The organism is Mangrovibrevibacter kandeliae (genome assembly GCF_024519155.1).
In the GTDB taxonomy this organism is placed as follows: domain Bacteria; phylum Pseudomonadota; class Alphaproteobacteria; order Rhizobiales; family Rhizobiaceae; genus Mangrovibrevibacter; species Mangrovibrevibacter kandeliae.
The window spans coordinates 410,308-429,518 of record NZ_JANIFJ010000001.1; the positions used below are offsets into that span (position 1 = coordinate 410,308).

Consider the following 19,211-nt stretch of genomic DNA (forward strand, 5'->3'; position numbering starts at 1 on the left):
CGAGGCCCGTGCCCATGGCGAGCAGCCCGCCTGCAAATTTCGCGATCGAAGCGTTGAAGGCCGCTGGCCCGGACGCTGCCGAACGGCTGTCCTCGACGCTGAAGCTGATGGCGCCGAACGCGGCGAAGGCTGCCTCGACCGGCTTCGAGGCGACGCTGAAGAGCCAGGGCGCGGACGCGCAGGGCGGCACCGACGCCGCCGCGCTGCCGCTCGGCCAGTCGCTGCAGGTGGTCAAGCACGAGAGCCGGACGGTTTCGCCCTACCAGAAGTTCGAGGGCTTCGTTCTGCGCACCTTCATCGAGGACATGCTGCCGTCCTCCGAGACGTCCAGCTTCTTCGGCACCGGCACCGCCGGCAACATCTGGCGTTCGATGCTGGCCGAGCAGATGGGTGACGAACTCGCGCGCTCCGGCGGCATCGGCATCGCCGACATGCTGGAAAAGTCGCGCGCCGAACTACCCGGCACGAAGGGGCATGACGCGGCGACGTCCGGAGCGGCCGATGCGCGCAAGGCGCTCGCCGCGGGCGAGGCCGACGCGGCCGCTCTCACCAGCCGCGTCAAGCTGTAATCTTAGACAGGAGATGATCGTGGAACCCGTTCTGATGCAGGCGATCGGAAGGCTGGAAGCGGTGCTGGTGCAGGAGACCGCCGCGTTGAAGTCGGGCTCGCTCAGCGGCCTCGCCGACACCACCGGTCGCAAGAACCAGAGCCTGCTCGAGCTCTCGCGCATCTCCCGCAACCTCAAGCCGGACGTCATCGGTCCGGAGCTGCGCGGCCGGCTCGGCAGCCTGCGGCTTCGCATCGAGGAGAACCAGTCCGCGCTTCGCCTGCATGTCGGGGCGAGCGAAGAGATCGCCAACCTCATCGCCCGCGCCATCGAGGCCGCCGAGTCGGACGGCACCTATGGTGACGGCATCCAGGGCGTGCGGCGCGGCGCATGATCAAGATCATCGCCATCGGGGTCTGGGTCTGCGTCGTCTCGCTCGGCTCGAGCTACGGCATGGCGCTGTTCGCGAGCAAGTCGACGCCGACCGAGAAGCAGGAGCCGAGCTATTTCGAGGGCCTCGATTACCGGAAGACCGATCCGATCACCGTGCCGGTGATCTACGAGGACAAGATCCGCGGCTATATCCTCGCGCGCTTTGTCTACACGATCGACGGCAAGACGGTCGCAGGCCTCGCGGTGCCGCCCGATCCGTTCATGCTCGACGAGGCCTACCGGGTGATCTACTCGGCCAAGGGCTTCGATTTCGACCGGCCGGAGCGCTACGACGTCGCCAAGCTGACCGAGGACATCAAGAAGGCGGTGAACGCGCGCTACAAGAAGGACATCGTCGAGGACGTCCTGATCGAGCAGTTCGACTACATCGAGAAGGACAAGGTCCAGCACGGCTGAGACGCCCGGCACCGCGCCGCTACGACAGGACCGAAGGCCGGGATCGGGGCATCACCCCTCGATCTCGGCCTTCAGCATTTCGAGCTCCAGCCATTCGTCCTCGGCCGCAGCAAGAGCGCTTCGCTGGGCGTCCAGCTCGGCGCTCGCCTTGGCGAAGCGATCGGGCTTGCGGCTGAAGAGCTGCGGATCGGCAAGTTCGCCTTCCAGAGCCGCGACGGCGCCTTCAAGCTCGGCGATCCGCTTCGGCAGCGTCTCCAGCGCGAACTTCTGCTTGTAGGAGAGCTTGCCGCTGCCCGAGGACGCCGGAGCCGCCGTCGTCACTTTCGCGCCGGTCTCGGCGGCGGGCGACAGCTTGACCGGTCGCGGCGCGGCCTTCGCCTCCGCGCGCCGCTGCGCCAGCATGTCGGAATAGCCGCCGGCATATTCGATCCAGCGACCGGCCTCGCCCGGCGTGACGGTGCTCGTCACGGTGCGGTCGAGGAAGTCGCGGTCATGGCTGACGAGGAGCACGGTGCCGGGGTAGTTCGCGACCAACTCCTGGAGGAGGTCCAGCGTCTCGATGTCGAGGTCGTTGGTCGGCTCGTCGAGGACGAGGAGGTTGGCCGGACTCGCCAGCACCTTGGCGAGCAGCAGGCGGGCCCGCTCGCCGCCCGACAGGTTGCCGACCGGGGTGCGGATCTGCTCGGGCTGGAACAGGAAGTCCTTGAGATAGCCGGCGACATGGCGCGCCTCGCCGTTGACCGTCACCTGGTCGCCGCGCCCGTCGGTGAGCGCGTCCGACACCGAGAGCGCGTCGTTCAGCGCGGCGCGCTTCTGGTCGAGGAAGGCAAGGTCGAGATTGGTGCCGAGGCGCACGCGGCCCGCGTCGGGAGCGAGTTCGCCGATCAGCATCTTCAGGAGGGTCGTCTTGCCGGCGCCGTTCGGCCCGACGAGGCCGATCCGGTCGCCGCGCAGGATGCGGGTGGAGAAGTCCTCGACCAGAACCCGGTCGCCGTAGCGCTTGGCGATCCGCTCGGCTTCGATGACCAGCTTGCCGCTCTCGCGCGTCTCGCCGGCCGCCATCTCCACCGTGCCGACGGCGCGGCGGGTGTTCCTGCGCTCGGCGCGCAGGGCGTGGAGTTCGCCGAGGCGGCGCTGGTTGCGGGTGCGCCGGGCCGAGACGCCGTAGCGCAGCCAGTGCTCCTCGCGTGCGATCTTGCGCCCGAGCTTCTGGAAGTCGCGCTCCTCTTCCTCCAGCAGCTTGTCCCGCCACGCCTCGAAGCCGCCGAAGCCCTCGTTCAGGCGGCGGGCGGTGCCGCGGTCGAGCCAGACCGTCGCGCCGGTGACCTGCTCGAGGAAGCGTCGGTCGTGGCTGATGACGACGATCGCGCTCTTGAGGCCCCGCAGCTCCTCTTCCAGCCATTCGATCGTCGGCAGGTCGAGATGGTTGGTCGGCTCGTCGAGGAGGATGATGTCCGGCTCCGGTGCCAGCACGCGGGCCAGCGCCGCCCGCCGGGCCTCGCCGCCGGACAGGTCGGCGGTGCGGGCGTCTTCGGTCAGGCCCAGCGCATCGATGCAGAGCTGGACGCGATAGGCGTCGTCGGCCGGGCCGAGCCCAGCCGCCACGTAGGCACCGACGGTCTCGTGATCGCCGAAGTCGGGCTCCTGCGGCAGATAGCGGATGGTCGCCTGCGGCTGGCGAAAGACTTCGCCGCCGTCCGGCTCGACGAGGCCGGCGGCGATCTTGAGCAGCGTCGACTTGCCCGAGCCGTTGCGGCCGACGAGGGCGATGCGGTCGCCGGGCAGGACGCCGAGCTCGACGCCGGTCAGGAGCGGCGTGCCGCCGAAGGTGAGCTTGACGCCGTCGAGGCGCAGAAGGGGAGGGAGAGCCATGCGCGGCTTGTAGCGGCAAAGCCGCGGCAGCGGGAGGGCCCCCGGCGGCTACTGCGCCGGAAGCGGCGGGGGATCGTTGCGATCCGGCGTCGCCGTGGCGGTCTCGCCGTCGAGCGCCGCCCCGACGCGTTCGGCCTCGGCGAGCTCGCGCTCGAGCCGCGCGTGCTTCTCGGCCTGCGGCTTGGAGAAGCGGGCGAGCGCCAGGTAGGCGACGGGCGTCACGAACAGGGTGACGAGCGTCGACAGGCCGAGGCCCCCGACGATGACATAGCCGAGCGCCTGGCGCGCTTCCGCGCCGGCGCCCTCCGAGATGGTCAGCGGGTAGCCGCCGACGATGGTGGCGATCATCGTCATCATCACCGGGCGAAGCCGCAGCACTGCGGCCTGCTCCACCGCCTCGCGCACGCCGAGACCGCCGTCGCGGAGCTGGTTGGCGAATTCGACGACGAGGATGCCGTTCTTGGCCATGATGCCGACGAGGAGCACGAGGCCGATCTGGCTGTAGAGGTTGAGGCTGAGGCCGAAGATCTGCAACGCGAAGACCGCGCAGGCGAGGCCGAGCGGCACCGTCACGATGATGATGAAGGCCGAGACGAAGCTCTCGAACTGCGCGGCGAGCACCAGGAGGATGACGATGATGGCAAAGCCGAAGGTGACGGCGAGGCCGTTCGACGTCTCGTTCAGCGTCGCCGCCTCGGCGAGCGGGACGAGGCGCATGCCCGGCGGCAGCACGGTGCGCGCGAAGCTCTGGAGGTCGGCCCAGCCCTGCGCGATCGCGTAGCCCTCGGGCAGGTCGGCCGAGAGCGAGACGGCGCGCGACTGGTTCTCCCGCGACAGCGAGGGCGCGATCGCCCGCTCCTGGGTGGTCGCGACCGTCGACATCGGCACGAAGCGGCCGTCGCGGGTCTTGAGGAAGATGTTGGCGAGGTCGCCAGGATCGTTGACGGGGTCGCTGGTCGAGACGAGGCGGATCGGCAGCGACTCGTCGTCGATGTAGGTCGTGCCGATCTGCCGCCCGTCGAGCAGCGCCTGCATGGCGGTCGCCAGTCCGTCGATGTCGATTCCGAGATCGGAGGCCCGGGTGCGGTCGATGACGATCGAGAGCTGCGGCTGCGTGGTGTCGTAGGAGAGCTCCACGCGGCCCCAGCGCCCGTCGGCCTGCATGGCATCCTTCAGCTTCTGCGCTGCATCCGACAGGCGGTCGTAGTTGGTGCCGGCGATCGCCCACTGCAGGCCCTGGCCGCCGCCGCGGATGCCGAGCGAGTTCGGCTGGATGGCAAAGGCGCGCACGCCCGGCACGTCGGCGAGCTTGCCGTTGATCTCGGCGGCGATCTCCTGCTGGCTCCGCTCGCGCTGCGACCAGTCGGCGAGCGACATCACCATGAAGGCCGAGTTGGCGTCGCCGCGTCCGACGATGGCGAAGGTGCTCTGCGCCTCGCCGCTGTCCACATAGGGCAGGAGGATGTCCTCGACCCGGCGCACCTGGGCGCTGGTGTAGTCGAGGCTGGCGCTCTGCGGCGCACTGATGCGCAGCAGGATGACGCCGCGATCCTCGCTCGGTGTCAGCTCCTGCGGCAGCGACTGGAAGGCGATCCAGGCGGAGAAGGCGAAGATGCCGCAGCCGACGACGACGAGCAGCGGAAAGGCGAGGCAGAGCCGGAGCAGCCGTGCATAGAGGCCGGCGAGGGCGCCGCCGATCCGGTGCAGCCCGCGCTCGACGATGCCCGGCCGGCGCATCGCCTCGCGCTCCTTCAGGAGCGCGGCCGCCATCATCGGGCACAGCGTCAGCGCGATGAAGGAGGAGATGCCGACCGCCATCGCCAGCACGAAACCGAACTCGCGGAAGAGGCCGCCGGCCGTGCCGGGCATGAACGAGATCGGCACGAAGACGGCGGCGAGCGTCGCCGTGGTCGCGATGACCGCGAAGACCATCTCGCGTGTGCCGAGCACGGCGGCCGCCTGGGGCTTGGCGCCGAGATCGCGGCGACGCACGATGTTCTCCAGCACGATGATCGCGTCGTCGACGACGAGCCCGGTGGCGAGCACCAGCGCCAGCAGCGTCAGGATGTTGATGGAGAAGCCAGCCAGATAGACGAAGGCGATGACGCCGATCAACGCGACGGGCATCGTCACGGCCGGGATCAGCGTCGCCCTGACGTTCAGCAGAAACACGTAGATCACCGCGACGACGATGAGCACGGCAAGCCCGAGCGTCAGCTCGACCTCGTGGATCGAGCCGCGGATGAAGACGGCGTCGTCGCTGGTGACGCGCATCGTCACGCCCTCCGGCAGCGAGGCGTTGAGCTCGTCGACCGCGGCGCGCACGTCGTCGGAAATGTCGAGCGTGCTCGATCCGGCCTGGCGGATGATGCCGAGGCCGATGCCGGTCTGGCCGTTGGCGCGCAGCTGCGAGGCCGCCTCGTCCGGGCCGAAGCGCACGCTCGCGACGTCCCGCAGGCGGGTGCGGTCGTTGAGGGCGATCGCCTCGAAGCCCTCCGGCGTCGTCACGTTGGCGTCGGCGCGCACGACGAGATCCTGCGACGGGCTCGTCAGCGAGCCGGCGGGCACGTCGAGCGCCACGTTGTCGAGCGCGGCTGCGACGTCGGCGAGCGTCAGGCCGCGGGTCGCCAGACGGTCCGGATCGACGTCGACATAGATCAGCCGCTCGCGGTCGCCGTAGACCTGCACGTCGGCGACGCCCTCCACGGCCGCGAGGCGATCGGCGATCCGGTCGTTCACGAGCTCGGTCAGCGCCTCGATCGGCATCGAGGGCGCCGCGACCGCAAGGCGCATCACGGCCTGTGCGTCGGCGTCGGCCTTGACGATCCGCGGGCTCTCGGCCTCGTCGGGCAGCTGGTTGGCGATGCGCCCGACCGCGTCCCGCATGTCGCTTGCCGCGACGTTGAGGTCGGTCGAGCCGGAGAACTCTGCGGTCACGCGGCTCTCGCCGAAGGACGAGCGCGACGAGATGGAGGCGATGCCGGAGACGCGCGACACCGCGCTTTCGACCGGGCTCGTCAGCTGCCGGTCGACCGCCTCCGGCGAGGCGCCGTCGAGGTCGGTCGAGACGGTGATGACCGGCCGGTCGACATTGGGCAGCTCGCGGATCTCGACCGCGTTGAATGCAGCAAGGCCGGCGACGACGATCAGGAGGTTGAGGACGATCGTCAGGACCGGACGACGGATGAAGAGGCTCGTGAAGGCGGTGACGCCGGACGACACGCCGCCGCTCATCGAGCGCCCGGCGCGGCAGCGGCATCGGAGGGGAGTTCGGCGGCCGCCGCGTCCGATCCGATCAGGCGGCCGAGGCTGCCGTCCTCGCGCGGGGTCTCGCGGCTGGCCTGCGGCACGCCCGTCGTCCCGGCGGGCGCGGGCGCTTCCGTCTTCGGCCGCGGCTCGATGCGCAGCTTCACGCCGGGTCGGATCGCCTGCTGGCCCTCGACAACGACGGGATCGCCGAGCGCGAGGTCGTCCGCAGACACGAGCACGCGGTCGACATTGCGCTCGATGATCCGCACCGGCACCTTGGCGCCCTCGTCGCCTGCGACCTTCCAGACGAACGGGCCAGCCCGTTCCCATTGCACCGAGAGTGGATCGACCGACAGATAGCGATCGCCCTCGAAGCCGAGATTGAGGCTGAACGACATGCCCGGGCGCAGCGTGTCGCTCGGGTTTTCGATCGAGGCCTCGACCTTCAGCGTTCGACTCGCCTCGTCGAGGCGGCTGTCGACGGCGGTGACCGTGCCGCGGTAGATCTCGCTCGGGTTGGCGACGCTGGTCGCCTCCACCGGATGGCCGATGTCGACCTCCGGCACGAAGCCTTCCGGCACGTAGAAGACCACCCGCAGGCTGGACCTGTCATCAATGGTGGCGATGGTGGTGTCGTTGCTGACGAGGTCGCCGGTGTCGACCGTGACGATGCCGACCCGGCCGGCGATCGGCGCCGCGATGTTCCGCTTGGCGAGGGCCAGCTCGGCACCCCGCACGTCGAGCTTGGCGTTGTCGACCTCGCGCTGCACGTCCTCCAGCTCGACCGCCGCCACGGTGCGCGCGTTCTGAAGCCGGCGGTAGCGCTGCAGCTTGGCCTCGGCGGCTTCCACGGCGATCTTCGCCCGGTCGACCGCCAGCGCCTCGGTGTCGTTCTCGAGCGTCGCGAGCACGGTGCCCGCCTCGACCTCGTCGCCGGACTTGAAGCGAACCTCACGAACGATGCCGGTGGCCTCGGGATGCACCACGACCGACCGGACGGCCTCGCCCGTGCCGATCGCCTTGAGCCGGTTGCGCGTGACGGTCGCCACGACCGCGTCGACGACCACCAGCGGTGCAGCGCGTCCACCACGGCGAGCGGCACCTGCGACGGCCGCTGTCGATGACCGGGGACCGTTCGATGCAGGAGGAGTAGCCCTGTCCGCCGTGCCGCTGTCTTCACTCGCCGAGAGCCAGGCAACGCCCGCGCGCAGAGGATCCGGCAGATGCGAGGACGTCAGGAGGTATTGCCCCGGACGAGGATCGTATCTCATCCAGACGGCACCCGCGACCGCCAAGACGACCACCGTCACCAGAAGCTGCTTGAAGACTGCCATGTCCACCCGTTCTCATCGCAAGCGCAAGATGTACTCCGTCAGGCGGCTTTAATATGACCTCCGCGTCGACAATCGATCAGCGCCGTCGGTCTGCCCATATCGATGATCTGCCTCAACGAAAAAGGGCCCGCCGATGGCGGGCCCTTCGATCACTCGGATACCGTTGTTACTGCGCGGTCTTCGGCTGCTCCGCACCCGGAGCCGACTGGATCCGCATGGTGTCGCGGTTCTGGGCGTAGGTATCGCGGTTGTACTCCGGCGCGTTCTCCAGCTGATCCTGGGTGAACTGCGTGTAGAGATACAGCGAGCCGTTGCCGTCCTGCATGAAGCTGAGGTTGTCCATGGCAAGCGCGACTGGCTTGGCGCCGATGCCGAGGAAGCCGCCGACGTCGACGATCACCGCGTCCACCTTGCCGTCAGTCGACAGCGCGAGGTCGCTGATGCTGCCGATGTCTTCATCGTTCGGCCCATAGACGGTGGTGCCTGTCAGGTTTTCGGCCGTCAGCTGGTTCGGCTGAGCCTGAGTGAGGCCCTCCGGACGAGAGCTGCCCGTGGAGGCCGTGGTTGCCGAGGTGTCGGCCGCCGGCGCAGTTGCCATCGTGTTGTTGTTGGCCGCCATGTCGGTCGAAGCCGGAGCCGGGGTGGTCGCCGCGGTGTCGGTGGTCGCCGGAGCGGGCGCCATCGTGCTGGACGCGGTGTCGGCCGGAGCCATGGTCGACGTGTCCGCGGTGTTGGCGGCCATGTTGGTGTCGTCGCCGTCGGCGTCGAACTCAGGCGCCTGCTTCAGCTGATCCGAGCTCGCCGAGATCGATGGATGCAGCTCGCCGCTCTGGTCCTTGTTGAAGGCCAGCTCCTTGAACGGCACCGCAACACTCTTCTCGCCGATGCCGAGGAAGCCGCCGACGCCGATCACGGCCGCATCGACAGTGCCGGACGAGGCGACGACGAGGTCGCTGATGTCGCCGATGTTCTCGGCATCATCGCCCGGACCGGAGTAGACCGACGTGCCGATCAGGTCGTCGCTGAGATACTGGTTGACCGCGACGGTCGCCGGATAGCCGCCCTGCGCCATGTCTGCGCCGGCCTGGGCCGTCTGAGTCGCGTCGGTCGACGGCATGGTCGACGTATTCGCCGCGGTGCTCGTGTTGGCCGCGCTGCCGGCGGTGGCGTCAGCCGCGGGTGCCGCAGCCATGTCGGTGCCGGCCGAGCCGGTCGCATCGCCGGTCGCGGGCGCCATGCCGGTGCCGGTCGCGGCGGCCTGCTGCTGCTCGGGCTCCTGGAAGGCCGGGGCCTGGGCCAGCTGATCCTTGGAGGCCTTCAGGACCGCACGGGGCTCGTCCTGATCGTTCGGATCCTGCGACCAGGCGAGCTGGTCGGCCGGCACGGCGACCGTCTTGTCGTCGCCACCCAGGAAGTCGCCATTGGCGTCGATGATCGCCGCGACGATCTTGCCGTCGCCGTCGATCAGAAACTTGGTGAGCTCACCGACTTCGGCCGCATCCTGCTGGTCGCTGGCGTAGACGGTGCTGCCCTCGAGATCGGTCGCCAGGTACTGGCCCTGCGACAGCGACTGAAGGTAATCGCCCTGCATCGCAGAAGCCTGCTGATCACCCTGCGGCGCAGCCTGCTGGTTGCCGCTGCTGGGCGTCATCGCGCTGGAGTCGGCCGGAGCCATGTCGTTGGCAGTCCCGGCATCGGTCGCAGCAGGGGTCTGCGCAGCCGGCTGCGTGGTGTCCTGAGCCAGGGCGCCGCTGGCGATGAGGCTCGCGACGGCGGTGGTGGCAAGAAGCGTACGGATCATAGTGGGGTTCCTTGTCTATTGCGTTCAACAGACGCCGACCTGAACGCTCCGATGAACGGGCGGAGCATTCGACGGCTACACGGTGGGTAAAATTCGCGGCGGTCCGGAAGGTTCCGAGCCGGCGAACGATCGGCGCGCTCGAAGTCGCCCTGCAGCACTCCTCAGACGATGATCACGCCGAAGATGAAGAGCAGCAGCAGTCCGAGAAGTACGATGAAGATCAAGATCTTCGCGATGCCTGCCGACGCGCCGGCGACGCCACGGAAGCCGAGAAGGCTGGCGATCGCCGCGACGATCAGCAGAATGATGATCCATTTCAGCACTTTACGAGTTCTCCCTTGGCGTTCGTCGGAGCGAGGTTGCTTAGCCATCCACGAACGGACAAGGCGCGCCTCCAGTTCCCGGCCGGGCAGAGGATGGCCTCCCGACTTCGTGCCGCGTCAAAGGAGGGCGCGAAGTTCGCCGGTCGATGCCCTATATCCGGTGGAGCGGCCGCAGTTGCGGCTTCCTGCAGGCGGTGACTGGAGTTGGTGATGAAGGTGGTGACGATCCTCAACCGTGACGGAGGAACGCTGCGCACCACCGATCTCGACTGGCTCCAGCAACTCATCAGGGACGAGTTCTCGCTGCACGGTCACACGGTCGAGATCAAGGTCGTCGCCGGGGCCGAGCTGCCCCGAACACTGCGCGAGGTGGCCGATCGGGAGGATATCGATTGTCTTCTCGTGGGGGGCGGGGACGGGACCGTGTCGTTTGCCGCAAGCTTGACGGCCGGGACGCCCATCGCGCTCGCGATCCTGCCGGCGGGAACCATGAACCTCTTTGCCCGGAGCCTGCAGATCCCGATGGATCTTCGGCGGGCCGTCGCAGCGCTTGCAGGCGGTCGGCTGGCGAGGGTGGACCATGCAACCGCCAATGGTGCGCCCTTCGTTCATCAGCTGGCCGTTGGACTGCACGCTCGGATGGTGCGGTTCCGCGAGCGGTTTCACTACGGAACGCGGCTGGGCAAGATTTTGGCGACGACCCGCGCCGTCCTGCTCGCCATTCGTCGCCCGCCGAGCTTCGACGTCGAACTGGAGGTGGACGGGCAGGTGAGACGGCTGCGCACACCCGGCGTGGCGATCTCCAACAACGTGTATGGAGATGGGCACCTGCCGTTTGCCGACGATCCACAGGGCGGGGCGCTCGGCATCTATGTCTGCGAGAGCCATGACCCGCGGTCGATCGCCCGGCTCACCTTCGACATTGCGATGGGATCGTGGCGGCGCAACCCGTGCCTGACGGTCTACGAGAGCCGCGAGGTGACGCTCACCTACAACGGCAAGCGTCTGCACAAGCGCATGATCAAGGACGGGGAGATCGAAAACCTCTACCGCGTGACCCGCATCCGGCTTGAAGCGGGAGCCCTTCGCGTCGTGGTGCCGGCGGACGCGACCTATCTCAACCGCGACCAAGCATCCGGCACATCTGCAACGGGGCGATTTGCCTCCGCGCGATAACGCAGCGGGCACGCCTGCTGCGGATGCCGCATCGACCGCAGAACCTTACCGGTTCGGAGTAGGCAGGAGTGCCTCTGCGTCCGCTTCGGCTTCGGCCTCAGCGCCGGCGGCGCCGGAGTAGTCATGGCCACCCTCGGCCAGGAGTGCGAATGCACGCTCGAGCTGCAGCTGCAGCGGCGCGTACTGCACATCGTCTCCTGCCGCTTCGCCGAGGCGGTCGGCGATCGCCTGCAGCCGAGCGTGCCGCTCCAGCGGGGGCAGGAGCGGATCGTCGACGATCGCCTCGATCTCCGCCGCAGTCGCCGCGTCCAGATGCGGTTCGCGCCTTCCGGCGGGGTCGCTGTCATCGATCGTCATCAACCATGCTCCTGTCGACGGAAAGACGCGCCCGAGCGGGCGGGCGGGGGCGGGACCGATCAGTTAGCCGTCGCGGGCGCAGCGCCCGGCTCGGCATTCGACTGGTCGGGCGTCACCGTCGTCTGCCCGTTCTCCGCAGGAGTCGAAGGTTGCGGCGATACCGTCTCGACGTCGCTTCCGGTCGTCGGCGAGGGAATCGTATCGTCCGGCAACGCGTAATTGTAGTACAGGATCAGGCCGAGGAAGACGATGGCAGCGATGACCATCGCCGCAATGAGGACGCGCAACACCGGGGTGCCGCGCTCGCCTTGGCGGGCCTCGTCTTCGTTGAGGTGGGGAGGCGTCATATGAAACTCCATGCCAGTGTCGATGAACGCACCGGCTGTCCGTTCGATCCAGCGATGCTCAGTCTTCGTCCGGATCGCGGCGCAGCATCGACATCACCGAGTACAGCGCGAAGCCTCCGACGGCAGCGGCCGGTACGAGGATCATGCCCTTCCGGCCTCCCATGCTCCGCAGGATCTGCGGCGCGTTGGACAAGGCCGCGACGCCGGCAACGGACGCGATGTCGCGCTGCAGGCGGTCATCCGCACGCCGCTTCGCCGGGCGTCTTGCCAGAACGAGCAGAATGTAGGTGAACAGTATGATGACGAGACAGCCGCCTGCGAAGGCGAGCGCCGTATAGAGGCCGCCCAGATAGCTCGCGATGAAGATGAACAGCGCCGCAAGCAGGTACCCGAGCATCAGCAGGGCGAAGATCGCCATGACGGCGTAGAGGAACGCCACGCGCTTGAGCCGAGCGAGGAAGACCCCGATCTCGCCCGTCAGCACCTTTGTGAGAATGACCGATATCATCGTGCCTCCGCCTGCCTCGCCGGGCGTCAGCGACGGAACAGGCGGGCGTAGAGATAGCCCGATGCCGCCGCGATCAGGACGCTCTTGATCGGCTCGGCACGGATCCGCTCGCTCAGCTGGGCCTCGAGTTCGGAAGCAGCGTCCTGCGCCTGGCGGACGTAGCGCTCGCCGCGCTCGCGCACTTCATCCCGGAGGGCGTAGGCCTGACTGCGGGCATCTTCGGCCCGCTCCGACGCCAGCGCCTTCAGCGCGTCGGCGACGCCAGCGACGTCCTCGCGCAGCCGCGAGACCTGCTGCTCCAGATCAGAACCGGCGACCTCAGCGTCGGCCTGGGTCTTGCGCAGCTTCGCTTCGACATCGTTCTGAGGAAGATCGGACGGCATGATGTAATCCTGCACTGGAGGAAGGGTCCGGGGCTCGGCACGCAAGTCGCTCGGACGGTTCGGCAGGGAAATAGCCGGGAACAGATACGGTTCCAGCGGATGCCGAAAAATAGCCGACTACGCAACCACTGCCTGATTACACGACACGCCAGTGAGCGTGCCGTGGGGAGAGTTTATGCAGCGGGCGCGACGCCGATGATCTGCGAGGAGATCGAGTCCGGGCCATACTCGCCGTCGCCCTGGATGCCGAGGAGGTCGGCGATGCGGGTTCTGGCGCGCGACACGCGGCTCTTGATCGTACCGACTGCGCACTGGCAGATCTCCGCAGCCTCCTCGTAGGAGAAGCCGGAGGCACCGATCAGGATCAAGGCCTCGCGCTGATCGTCCGGCAGCTGGTCCAGTGCCTTGCGGAAATCCTGCAGGTCGAGGTGGCCTTGCTGCTCGGGATGGCCGGCCATCTGCATGGCATGGATGCCATCGACATCCTGCACCTCGCGGCCCTTCTTGCGCATCTGCGTGTAGAACTCGTTGCGCAGGATCGTGAACAGCCACGCCTTCAGGTTGGTGCCCGGCTGGAAGGTGTGCTGCTTGTCCCACGCCTTCACCAGGGTCTCCTGGACCAGATCGTCGGCCCGATCGAACGAGCCGGCGAGCGACGCCGCAAAGGCACGCAGGTTCGGGATAATGGAGATCAGTTCGCGCCGGAACTCGAGGTCCTGGGTCATGGCGCTTACCCGCGATCGCTCGACGAGCCACTCTCGGCCTGGTCGAGAGCGTCGAGGAGGAGGAGAAACCGATCGGGAACCGGCTCGCTCGCGACGTCGTCGTAGTATGCCTTGAGACGCCGGCCGATCACGGAGTTCGGGCCCAGTTCCTGGGGCTGTCGCGACTGATGGTCTGCAACGGTACTCTGCAAGGTCTCATCCTCGGTTTTACGTTCGCTCATTCGCCCTCTCACGCAGGCCTGCGCCACACCTTGCCAACCCCGCGGCGGAGGCCCGCCTCCATCGCGTCCGTTGCCTCTAGATGTACATATGGGGCGCGGCAGCAAGCCTTGGCATCGCGTACGCTACGAAATGCCGAACCGCGACCGTGGGACGCAAGGTATTGAAACAGCCTGCTCCCCCTTCTGGTTCCAGCCGCAGGAACTAAATAAGCCGTAGTGCGTTTGGAGCCCAATGCGGCTCCCGACTGCCGCAGCCTTTGGTAAGGTCGACACGAGGGGAGTTTTCATGTCGATGTCATCTCGCATTGCGCCGCATATTCCGTTTCTGCGGCGCTATGCCCGTGCCCTGACCGGCTCGCAGGCGAGCGGCGACGCCTATGTCGCTGCCGTTCTGGAAGCCCTGATTGCCGATCCCAGCCTGTTCGACACCAACGAGAGCCCGCGAATTGCACTCTACCGGCTGTTCTCGTCGCTGTGGCAGTCCCTCGACGTCAACATCCGCGAGGATGCTCCCGTCTCGGCCTGGGAGGAGCGGACGTCGCGCAATCTGAAGGCGATCTCGCCGCTGCCGCGCCAAGCCTTCCTGCTCGTCGCCGTCGAAGGCTTCACCACGGGCGAGGCGGGCAACATCCTGCAGGTCGACGAGGAGGGCTTCTCGAAGCTCATCGACCAGGCCAGTGCGGACATCGGCCGTCAGGTCTCCACCGACATCATGATCATCGAGGACGAACCGCTGATCGCGATGGATATCGAGCAGATGGTGGAGAGCCTCGGGCACCGCGTGACCGGCATCGCGCGCACGCATAAGGAGGCGATCGCGCTGTTCGGCCAGCAGAAGCCCGGTATGGTGCTGGCGGACATTCAGCTCGCCGACGGCAGCTCCGGCATCGATGCGGTGAACGACATCCTCGCCCAGGTGTCTGTCCCGGTGATCTTCATCACCGCGTTTCCCGAGCGTCTTCTGACCGGCGAGCGGCCCGAGCCGACCTTCCTGGTGACGAAGCCCTTCAACCCCGACATGGTGAAGGCGCTGATCAGCCAGGCGCTGTTCTTCGAGGTCGATAAGCGGGCCGCGGCCTGAGTCCAGGCTCACGTCGACGCGCGCCGCGCCGAGCGGCGCGCGTCCGAACGGCTTTCCCTCTCCTATGCAGTTGCAGGTTAACCGCTTTTCGCCCCGGCAGGGCGGAACCCCTCGATGGTCGGGCCGTTAGTGCGGATGTCGCCGTGACGACATCCGACCGATCACCGCTTCGGGAGAGCGCCGTGCTGCAGTCCACCATGCACCCTTCTCGTAGCGTGGGGGGCGTCGTGGCAACCCCGCCGATCCCCGGTCGTCATGGCAATCGATCCTGATGCGTCGGCGTTCGACGTGAAGATGCCCCTCGCGCAGCCACTGGGCGGCTCGGAGGACATCTTCAGGTCAAGCGCCGCAGACGAGGGCTCCGAGCGTCGCAAGATGGTTGCGTTGAAGGCGTTGAAGGCGCTTGCCGGCACTGAATTGGCATTGTTCGCCCAAGATCGCGATTTGCGATACACTTGGGTGTTCAACGCTGATGAGTCCTGGCTGCCCTCCGATGCGGAAGGACGGCAAGACGCCGACATTCTATCGGGGGTTGCTGCCGAGCGTGCCACCGTGCTGAAGCGCGAGGTTCTGCGCACGCAGCGGCCAGCGCGGTTCGAGCTCTCCACGATTTCCGGCTCCAGCACCCGGTGGTTTGACATTCGCGTGGACGTCGACCGCGACAACGATGGGACGGTCAGCGGGATCCTCGGCACGTCGATTGAGATCACCGACCAGAAGCGCCGCGAGGAGACGCTGAAGACGCTCCTGCGCGAACTTTCGCATCGCTCCAAGAACCTCCTCGCCATCATCCAGAGCCTGGCCAGCCAGACGGCCCGCCACTCGATCACCGTGCCGGAGTTCCTGGTGCGGTTCCGTGGCCGCATCCAGTCGCTGGCCTATTCGCAGGATATCGTCACCGACGCCGACTGGCGCGGGGCGGACCTGATGAGCCTGGTGCGCACCCAGGTGGAGCGTTACGCCCCCGACGGCATGGAGCAGGTCGGTTTCGCCGGAACGGATGTCTATCTTTCTCCGACCGCCTCGCTGCATGTCGGGCTCGCCCTGCACGAACTCGCCGTCAATGCGGCGTCCTATGGCTCATTGTCAGTCCCGGGCGGTCGCGTCAGCATTTCGGCCGGGTTGGTGGAAAAGGACAGCGAGGTCTATCTTCAACTGACTTGGCTGGAGACGGCGGGCCCACGGGTGAAAGGCGAGCGCGACAGCCGCTTCGGCACCTCGACGCTCGAGCGGATCGTCCCGAACTCCGTCGGCGGTGAGGCGCGCCTCGACTATCACGCCGACGGCATCCGCTACACGCTGCTGATCCCCGACTCGCAGTTCGAGTCGATTTCGGGCGGCACGCTGCACGGCTGAGTCGAGCATCGCCCGCCGCTGCCCGACTGTGTGGGGGCCGGCCGGGTGCGCCGGCCAGGCCTGCCCGCGACAGCGTTCTCTGACGCCACCCTGCACAAGCATCGCTTAAGCTCCCGCACAGCAAGAGTTGCGGACCTCGCGGAACCGTCTTCCCCTTCGGCAGTTTCCTACCCGAAGGAGAACATCATGGAACACGTGGCAGCGTTCATGTTGCTCGTCGGATGCAACGGCGATCTTTCTGTCTGTCAGGAAATTCCTGTCTCGGTGCCGGCCTACGAGAGCGTGGCCGAGTGCACGCAGGACCTGAACATGCAGATCCGGATCAGCGGGGCATCGGACAACAAGGTGTTCGGTACCTGCAAGGCTGTCGACGAGGACATGTTCCAGCGGGCCTCGACGATCGACTGGGCGATCAGCAAGTCGGGACAACTCCTCGTCAGCTTCGATGCAGCCCCTCAGGTCGTCGCCTCCCGGTGATCGAACTCTTTGGTCGGCAATGGAACCAACCGCCGGACGCAGAAGTTTGACGCCAGGGACACTTCGGTACCGAGTGAAAGGCATTCGATGATGAAGAAGCTAATGATCGCCGCAACGGCGGCATTGACCCTTGGCGCCGCGGGCTGCACGACGCAGGAGCGCAATACCGGAACCGGGGCCGCGATCGGCGGGCTTGCCGGCGCCGCAATCGGCGGCGGTGTGACGGGTCGCGGTTCGGGCGCCCTGGTGGGTGCAGGTATCGGCGCCGCTGCTGGCGCTCTGATCGGTGCCTCGGCAGGCAATCCGGGCCAGTGCGTCTATCGTGACCGTCGCGGCCGTCGGTACGTCGCGGACTGCCCGTCAGGCTATCGTTGAACGAATAACGGTTCATTGCCTAGCTCGGAGGGCTGCCGGTTGGCGGCCCTCTTTTCGTTTGAGCTGCTGCTCTCGTCACGAGCGCTTTGTTTCCCTGGCCTCTGCAGTCAATCCCACGAAGGCGGCGCGAACGTCGTCGAGGGTGCGCACCGGTGTCAGAAACTCCACGCGCGCCAGCCGGTCGCCGCGAAGAAGCTCGAAACCTCGCATGTCCAGCGTTGCCAGCCGCCAGCCCGCCTCCGCCATGCCGACGCGATGCGCAGCGATCGCGTCCACGGCATCGGCATGGTCGCCGTTCATGTGCGCCGAAACCGCGTTCTCCGCGTCCACAAGGTCGTTCGCGCCCTCGTCGACGATATCGCCGGAGGCCAGGTCCGACGCCCGGCCGAAACCGCCGTTCAGAGCGCCACGGGTGACGGTGAGGTGAAAGAACAGGAAGTCGGGAAAGTCGACATACAGCTCGGCCTTCGGCTGCCGGGCCAGAAACCGCCGGCGCGCCCTGGCATGCAGCGGGTCGTCGCGCTCGACGGGGAGGGCTCGCCCGAAGACCGTCAGGCGTGGATGAGCCAAAGGATCGCCTTTACCGGGCTCGCCGACGAGCAGCGAACAGCGCGTCTCGGCGAGAAGCGCCGACGTATGAGCGGACAGCCGCGAAACGAGGAGCAGCGGACTGCCGTCGAAGTCAGTCGCGAGGGCGACGCGTGTCGCCTGCGGATGGCCGGTGCCCGCTTCCAGCGAGGCGAGGGTCGCCGCCCTGGCGGTCCGCAGGAGGCTGCGAACCTGTCGCCGCACCGTTTCGTCTGGGACTTGTCGAAGCTCGGGATCGCTCATCACTGACCTGCTACGAGGCGCGTCAGTTCCATCTGGCAAGAAGTCGCCGCGCAAGACAACCGGCCGTGCGGCCGCAGGGCAAAGTCGGGCGGCCGCTTTCGGCCCGGGGCAAAAGGTTCTATGCCCTCGCATCCGACGCCGAAGGAGACAGCGCATGAGCGAGGCGCAGAAGACCGAGATCATCGAGATGCTGCGCGGCCTGCAGCCGCCGGACGGCAAGGGCGACGTCGTCTCGCGCGGCATGGTGTCCGACATCTTCATCGCCGACGGCAAGGCGTTTTTCTCGCTGTCGGTCGCGAGCGACGAGGCCGAGCGATTCGAGCCGTTCCGGCGCGAGATCGAGCAGCGGGTGGCCGGCATCGCGGGCATCGCTTCGGCCATGGTGGCGCTGACGGCCGAACGCGCCGGCGGCGGAGCGGGACGCACTGCGCCGCCGCCGCGTCCGCCGGTTCGTCCCGCCGCGCCGGGCGGTCGTCCGGCGCCCGCCTCGGGCGCTCCTCCGGCCGCGGCGCGGCCTGCGGCGGGCAAGCCCGGCGTGCCAGGCATCGACAAGATCGTGGCGGTGGCATCCGGCAAAGGCGGCGTCGGCAAGTCGACCACGGCAGTCAATCTCGCGCTCGCCTTCGCAGCGCTCGGCCTGAAGGTCGGTATCCTCGACGCCGACATCTACGGGCCTTCGGTGCCACGCCTCCTCGACATCCGCGACAAGCCAAAGAGCGCGGGCGGACGGACCATGCTGCCGCTGGAGGCCTACGGTCTGAAGGCGATGTCCATGGGCTTCCTCGTCGACGAGGAGACGCCGATGATCTGGCGCGGGCCGATGGTGATGTCGGCGCTGACGCAGATGCTGCGCGAGGTCGAATGGGGCACGCTCGACCTTCTGGTCGTCGACATGCCGCCCGGGACCGGCGACGCGCAGCTGACGATGGCCCAGCAGGTGCCGCTCGCGGGCGCCGTCATCGTGTCGACGCCGCAGGACCTGGCGCTCCTCGACGCGCGCAAGGGTCTCGCGATGTTCCGCAAGGTGGATGTGCCGGTGCTCGGGATCGTCGAGAACATGAGCTATTTCGTCTGTCCGAACTGCGGCACCAGCCACGACGTCTTCGGGCATGGCGGCGCGCGGCGCGAGGCGGACCGCCTCGGCGTGCCGTTCCTCGGCGAGGTGCCGCTCGACATGCGCATCCGCGAGACGTCGGACGCCGGCTCGCCCATCGTCGCGTGCGAGCCCGAAGGGCCGCATGCGAAGGTCTTCGCCGATATCGCCGCGAAGACGCTCGCCGGCATCGAGGGTCTTAACCACGCCGCGGCTCCGCGCATCGTATTCGAGTGAATGCAAAACGATTAGGCTTGCATCCCAACTGCAAATTTTGTGGGATGCGCGCGCAGGGAGCCAGAGCT

Annotated in this window: 21 protein-coding genes; 9 read left to right on the plus strand and 12 right to left on the minus strand. The window is 67.6% G+C overall.

Features of this window, described 5'->3' with window-relative positions; genetic code table 11:
• The first annotated feature begins 14 nt into the window (after positions 1 to 14).
• The 3 genes from NPA30_RS01945 to NPA30_RS01955 are packed head-to-tail and all read left to right on the plus strand — an operon-like array spanning position 15 to position 1,397.
• Positions 15 to 569, plus strand: coding sequence for a rod-binding protein (locus NPA30_RS01945; protein WP_256800643.1), 555 nt, complete (start codon positions 15 to 17; stop codon positions 567 to 569).
• Positions 570 to 588: 19 nt separating this feature from the next.
• A complete protein-coding gene (locus NPA30_RS01950; protein ID WP_256800644.1) occupies positions 589 to 942 on the plus strand; it encodes a hypothetical protein in 354 nt (117 codons plus the stop codon).
• Complete coding sequence (locus tag NPA30_RS01955; RefSeq protein ID WP_256800645.1) at positions 939 to 1,397, plus strand: hypothetical protein; 459 nt, start codon at positions 939 to 941, stop codon at positions 1,395 to 1,397. Before NPA30_RS01950 ends, NPA30_RS01955 begins: the two co-directional genes overlap by 4 nt.
• 51 nt (positions 1,398 to 1,448) lie before the next feature.
• On the opposite strand, the gene NPA30_RS01960 is transcribed toward NPA30_RS01955, so the two are convergent.
• The 5 genes from NPA30_RS01960 to NPA30_RS01980 all read right to left on the minus strand — a co-directional run bounded on the left by NPA30_RS01960 (position 1,449) and on the right by NPA30_RS01980 (position 9,976).
• Positions 1,449 to 3,269, minus strand: coding sequence for an ABC-F family ATP-binding cassette domain-containing protein (locus NPA30_RS01960; RefSeq protein ID WP_256800646.1), 1,821 nt, complete (start codon positions 3,267 to 3,269; stop codon positions 1,449 to 1,451).
• 48 nt (positions 3,270 to 3,317) lie between these two features.
• A complete protein-coding gene (locus NPA30_RS01965; protein WP_256800647.1) occupies positions 3,318 to 6,503 on the minus strand; it encodes an efflux RND transporter permease subunit in 3,186 nt (1,061 codons plus the stop codon).
• On the minus strand, positions 6,500 to 7,567 hold the full coding sequence (locus NPA30_RS01970) for an efflux RND transporter periplasmic adaptor subunit (protein ID WP_256800648.1): 1,068 nt from the start codon (positions 7,565 to 7,567) through the stop codon (positions 6,500 to 6,502). Before NPA30_RS01970 ends, NPA30_RS01965 begins: the two co-directional genes overlap by 4 nt.
• A gap of 451 nt (positions 7,568 to 8,018) precedes the next feature.
• Positions 8,019 to 9,653 (minus strand): PRC-barrel domain-containing protein, encoded by a 1,635-nt coding sequence (locus NPA30_RS01975; RefSeq protein ID WP_256800649.1) that lies wholly within the window; start codon positions 9,651 to 9,653, stop codon positions 8,019 to 8,021.
• 161 nt (positions 9,654 to 9,814) lie between these two features.
• The gene (locus NPA30_RS01980; RefSeq protein WP_256800650.1) at positions 9,815 to 9,976 is read right to left on the minus strand and encodes a DUF1328 family protein; all 162 of its coding nucleotides are present in this window, start codon (positions 9,974 to 9,976) and stop codon (positions 9,815 to 9,817) included.
• Between the two features lie 210 nt (positions 9,977 to 10,186).
• Here NPA30_RS01980 and NPA30_RS01985 point away from each other — a divergent pair, with 210 nt between their 5' ends.
• Entirely contained in the window at positions 10,187 to 11,152 is a 966-nt protein-coding gene (locus tag NPA30_RS01985) for a diacylglycerol/lipid kinase family protein (RefSeq protein ID WP_256800651.1), read from the plus strand.
• A 45-nt stretch (positions 11,153 to 11,197) separates the two neighbouring features.
• Here the strand turns inward: NPA30_RS01985 and NPA30_RS01990 are convergent, their stop codons facing one another.
• The 6 genes from NPA30_RS01990 to NPA30_RS02015 form a co-directional block, all read right to left on the minus strand.
• Positions 11,198 to 11,509, minus strand: coding sequence for a hypothetical protein (locus tag NPA30_RS01990; RefSeq protein ID WP_256800652.1), 312 nt, complete (start codon positions 11,507 to 11,509; stop codon positions 11,198 to 11,200).
• 59 nt (positions 11,510 to 11,568) lie between these two features.
• Positions 11,569 to 11,856, minus strand: a complete 288-nt coding sequence (locus NPA30_RS01995) for a hypothetical protein (protein ID WP_256800653.1) — start codon at positions 11,854 to 11,856, stop codon at positions 11,569 to 11,571.
• 58 nt (positions 11,857 to 11,914) lie between these two features.
• Positions 11,915 to 12,364 (minus strand): hypothetical protein, encoded by a 450-nt coding sequence (locus tag NPA30_RS02000; protein ID WP_256800654.1) that lies wholly within the window; start codon positions 12,362 to 12,364, stop codon positions 11,915 to 11,917.
• A gap of 26 nt (positions 12,365 to 12,390) precedes the next feature.
• Positions 12,391 to 12,792, minus strand: a complete 402-nt coding sequence (locus NPA30_RS02005) for a DUF883 family protein (RefSeq protein WP_256800655.1) — start codon at positions 12,790 to 12,792, stop codon at positions 12,391 to 12,393.
• 128 nt (positions 12,793 to 12,920) lie between these two features.
• Complete coding sequence (locus tag NPA30_RS02010) at positions 12,921 to 13,472, minus strand: sigma-70 family RNA polymerase sigma factor (RefSeq protein ID WP_256800656.1); 552 nt, start codon at positions 13,470 to 13,472, stop codon at positions 12,921 to 12,923.
• Positions 13,473 to 13,477: 5 nt separating this feature from the next.
• The gene (locus tag NPA30_RS02015; protein ID WP_256800657.1) at positions 13,478 to 13,693 is read right to left on the minus strand and encodes a NepR family anti-sigma factor; all 216 of its coding nucleotides are present in this window, start codon (positions 13,691 to 13,693) and stop codon (positions 13,478 to 13,480) included.
• Between the two features lie 286 nt (positions 13,694 to 13,979).
• Here NPA30_RS02015 and NPA30_RS02020 point away from each other — a divergent pair, with 286 nt between their 5' ends.
• The 4 genes from NPA30_RS02020 (at position 13,980) to NPA30_RS02035 (ending at position 16,982) form a co-directional block, all read left to right on the plus strand.
• The gene (locus tag NPA30_RS02020; RefSeq protein ID WP_256800658.1) at positions 13,980 to 14,774 is read left to right on the plus strand and encodes a response regulator; all 795 of its coding nucleotides are present in this window, start codon (positions 13,980 to 13,982) and stop codon (positions 14,772 to 14,774) included.
• 255 nt (positions 14,775 to 15,029) lie between these two features.
• The gene (locus NPA30_RS02025) at positions 15,030 to 16,130 is read left to right on the plus strand and encodes an HWE histidine kinase domain-containing protein (RefSeq protein WP_256800659.1); all 1,101 of its coding nucleotides are present in this window, start codon (positions 15,030 to 15,032) and stop codon (positions 16,128 to 16,130) included.
• Between the two features lie 186 nt (positions 16,131 to 16,316).
• Positions 16,317 to 16,607, plus strand: coding sequence for a hypothetical protein (locus NPA30_RS02030; RefSeq protein ID WP_256800660.1), 291 nt, complete (start codon positions 16,317 to 16,319; stop codon positions 16,605 to 16,607).
• An 87-nt stretch (positions 16,608 to 16,694) separates the two neighbouring features.
• Positions 16,695 to 16,982, plus strand: a complete 288-nt coding sequence (locus NPA30_RS02035; protein ID WP_372338727.1) for a glycine zipper domain-containing protein — start codon at positions 16,695 to 16,697, stop codon at positions 16,980 to 16,982.
• A 75-nt stretch (positions 16,983 to 17,057) separates the two neighbouring features.
• On the opposite strand, the gene NPA30_RS02040 is transcribed toward NPA30_RS02035, so the two are convergent.
• Complete coding sequence (locus tag NPA30_RS02040) at positions 17,058 to 17,996, minus strand: HugZ family pyridoxamine 5'-phosphate oxidase (RefSeq protein ID WP_256800661.1); 939 nt, start codon at positions 17,994 to 17,996, stop codon at positions 17,058 to 17,060.
• Between NPA30_RS02040 and NPA30_RS02045 the strand changes: the two genes are divergently transcribed.
• A complete protein-coding gene (locus tag NPA30_RS02045; RefSeq protein ID WP_256800662.1) occupies positions 17,968 to 19,143 on the plus strand; it encodes an Mrp/NBP35 family ATP-binding protein in 1,176 nt (391 codons plus the stop codon). The two genes, NPA30_RS02040 and NPA30_RS02045, sit on opposite strands and share 29 nt — an antisense overlap.
• The last annotated feature ends 68 nt before the right edge of the window (positions 19,144 to 19,211 follow it).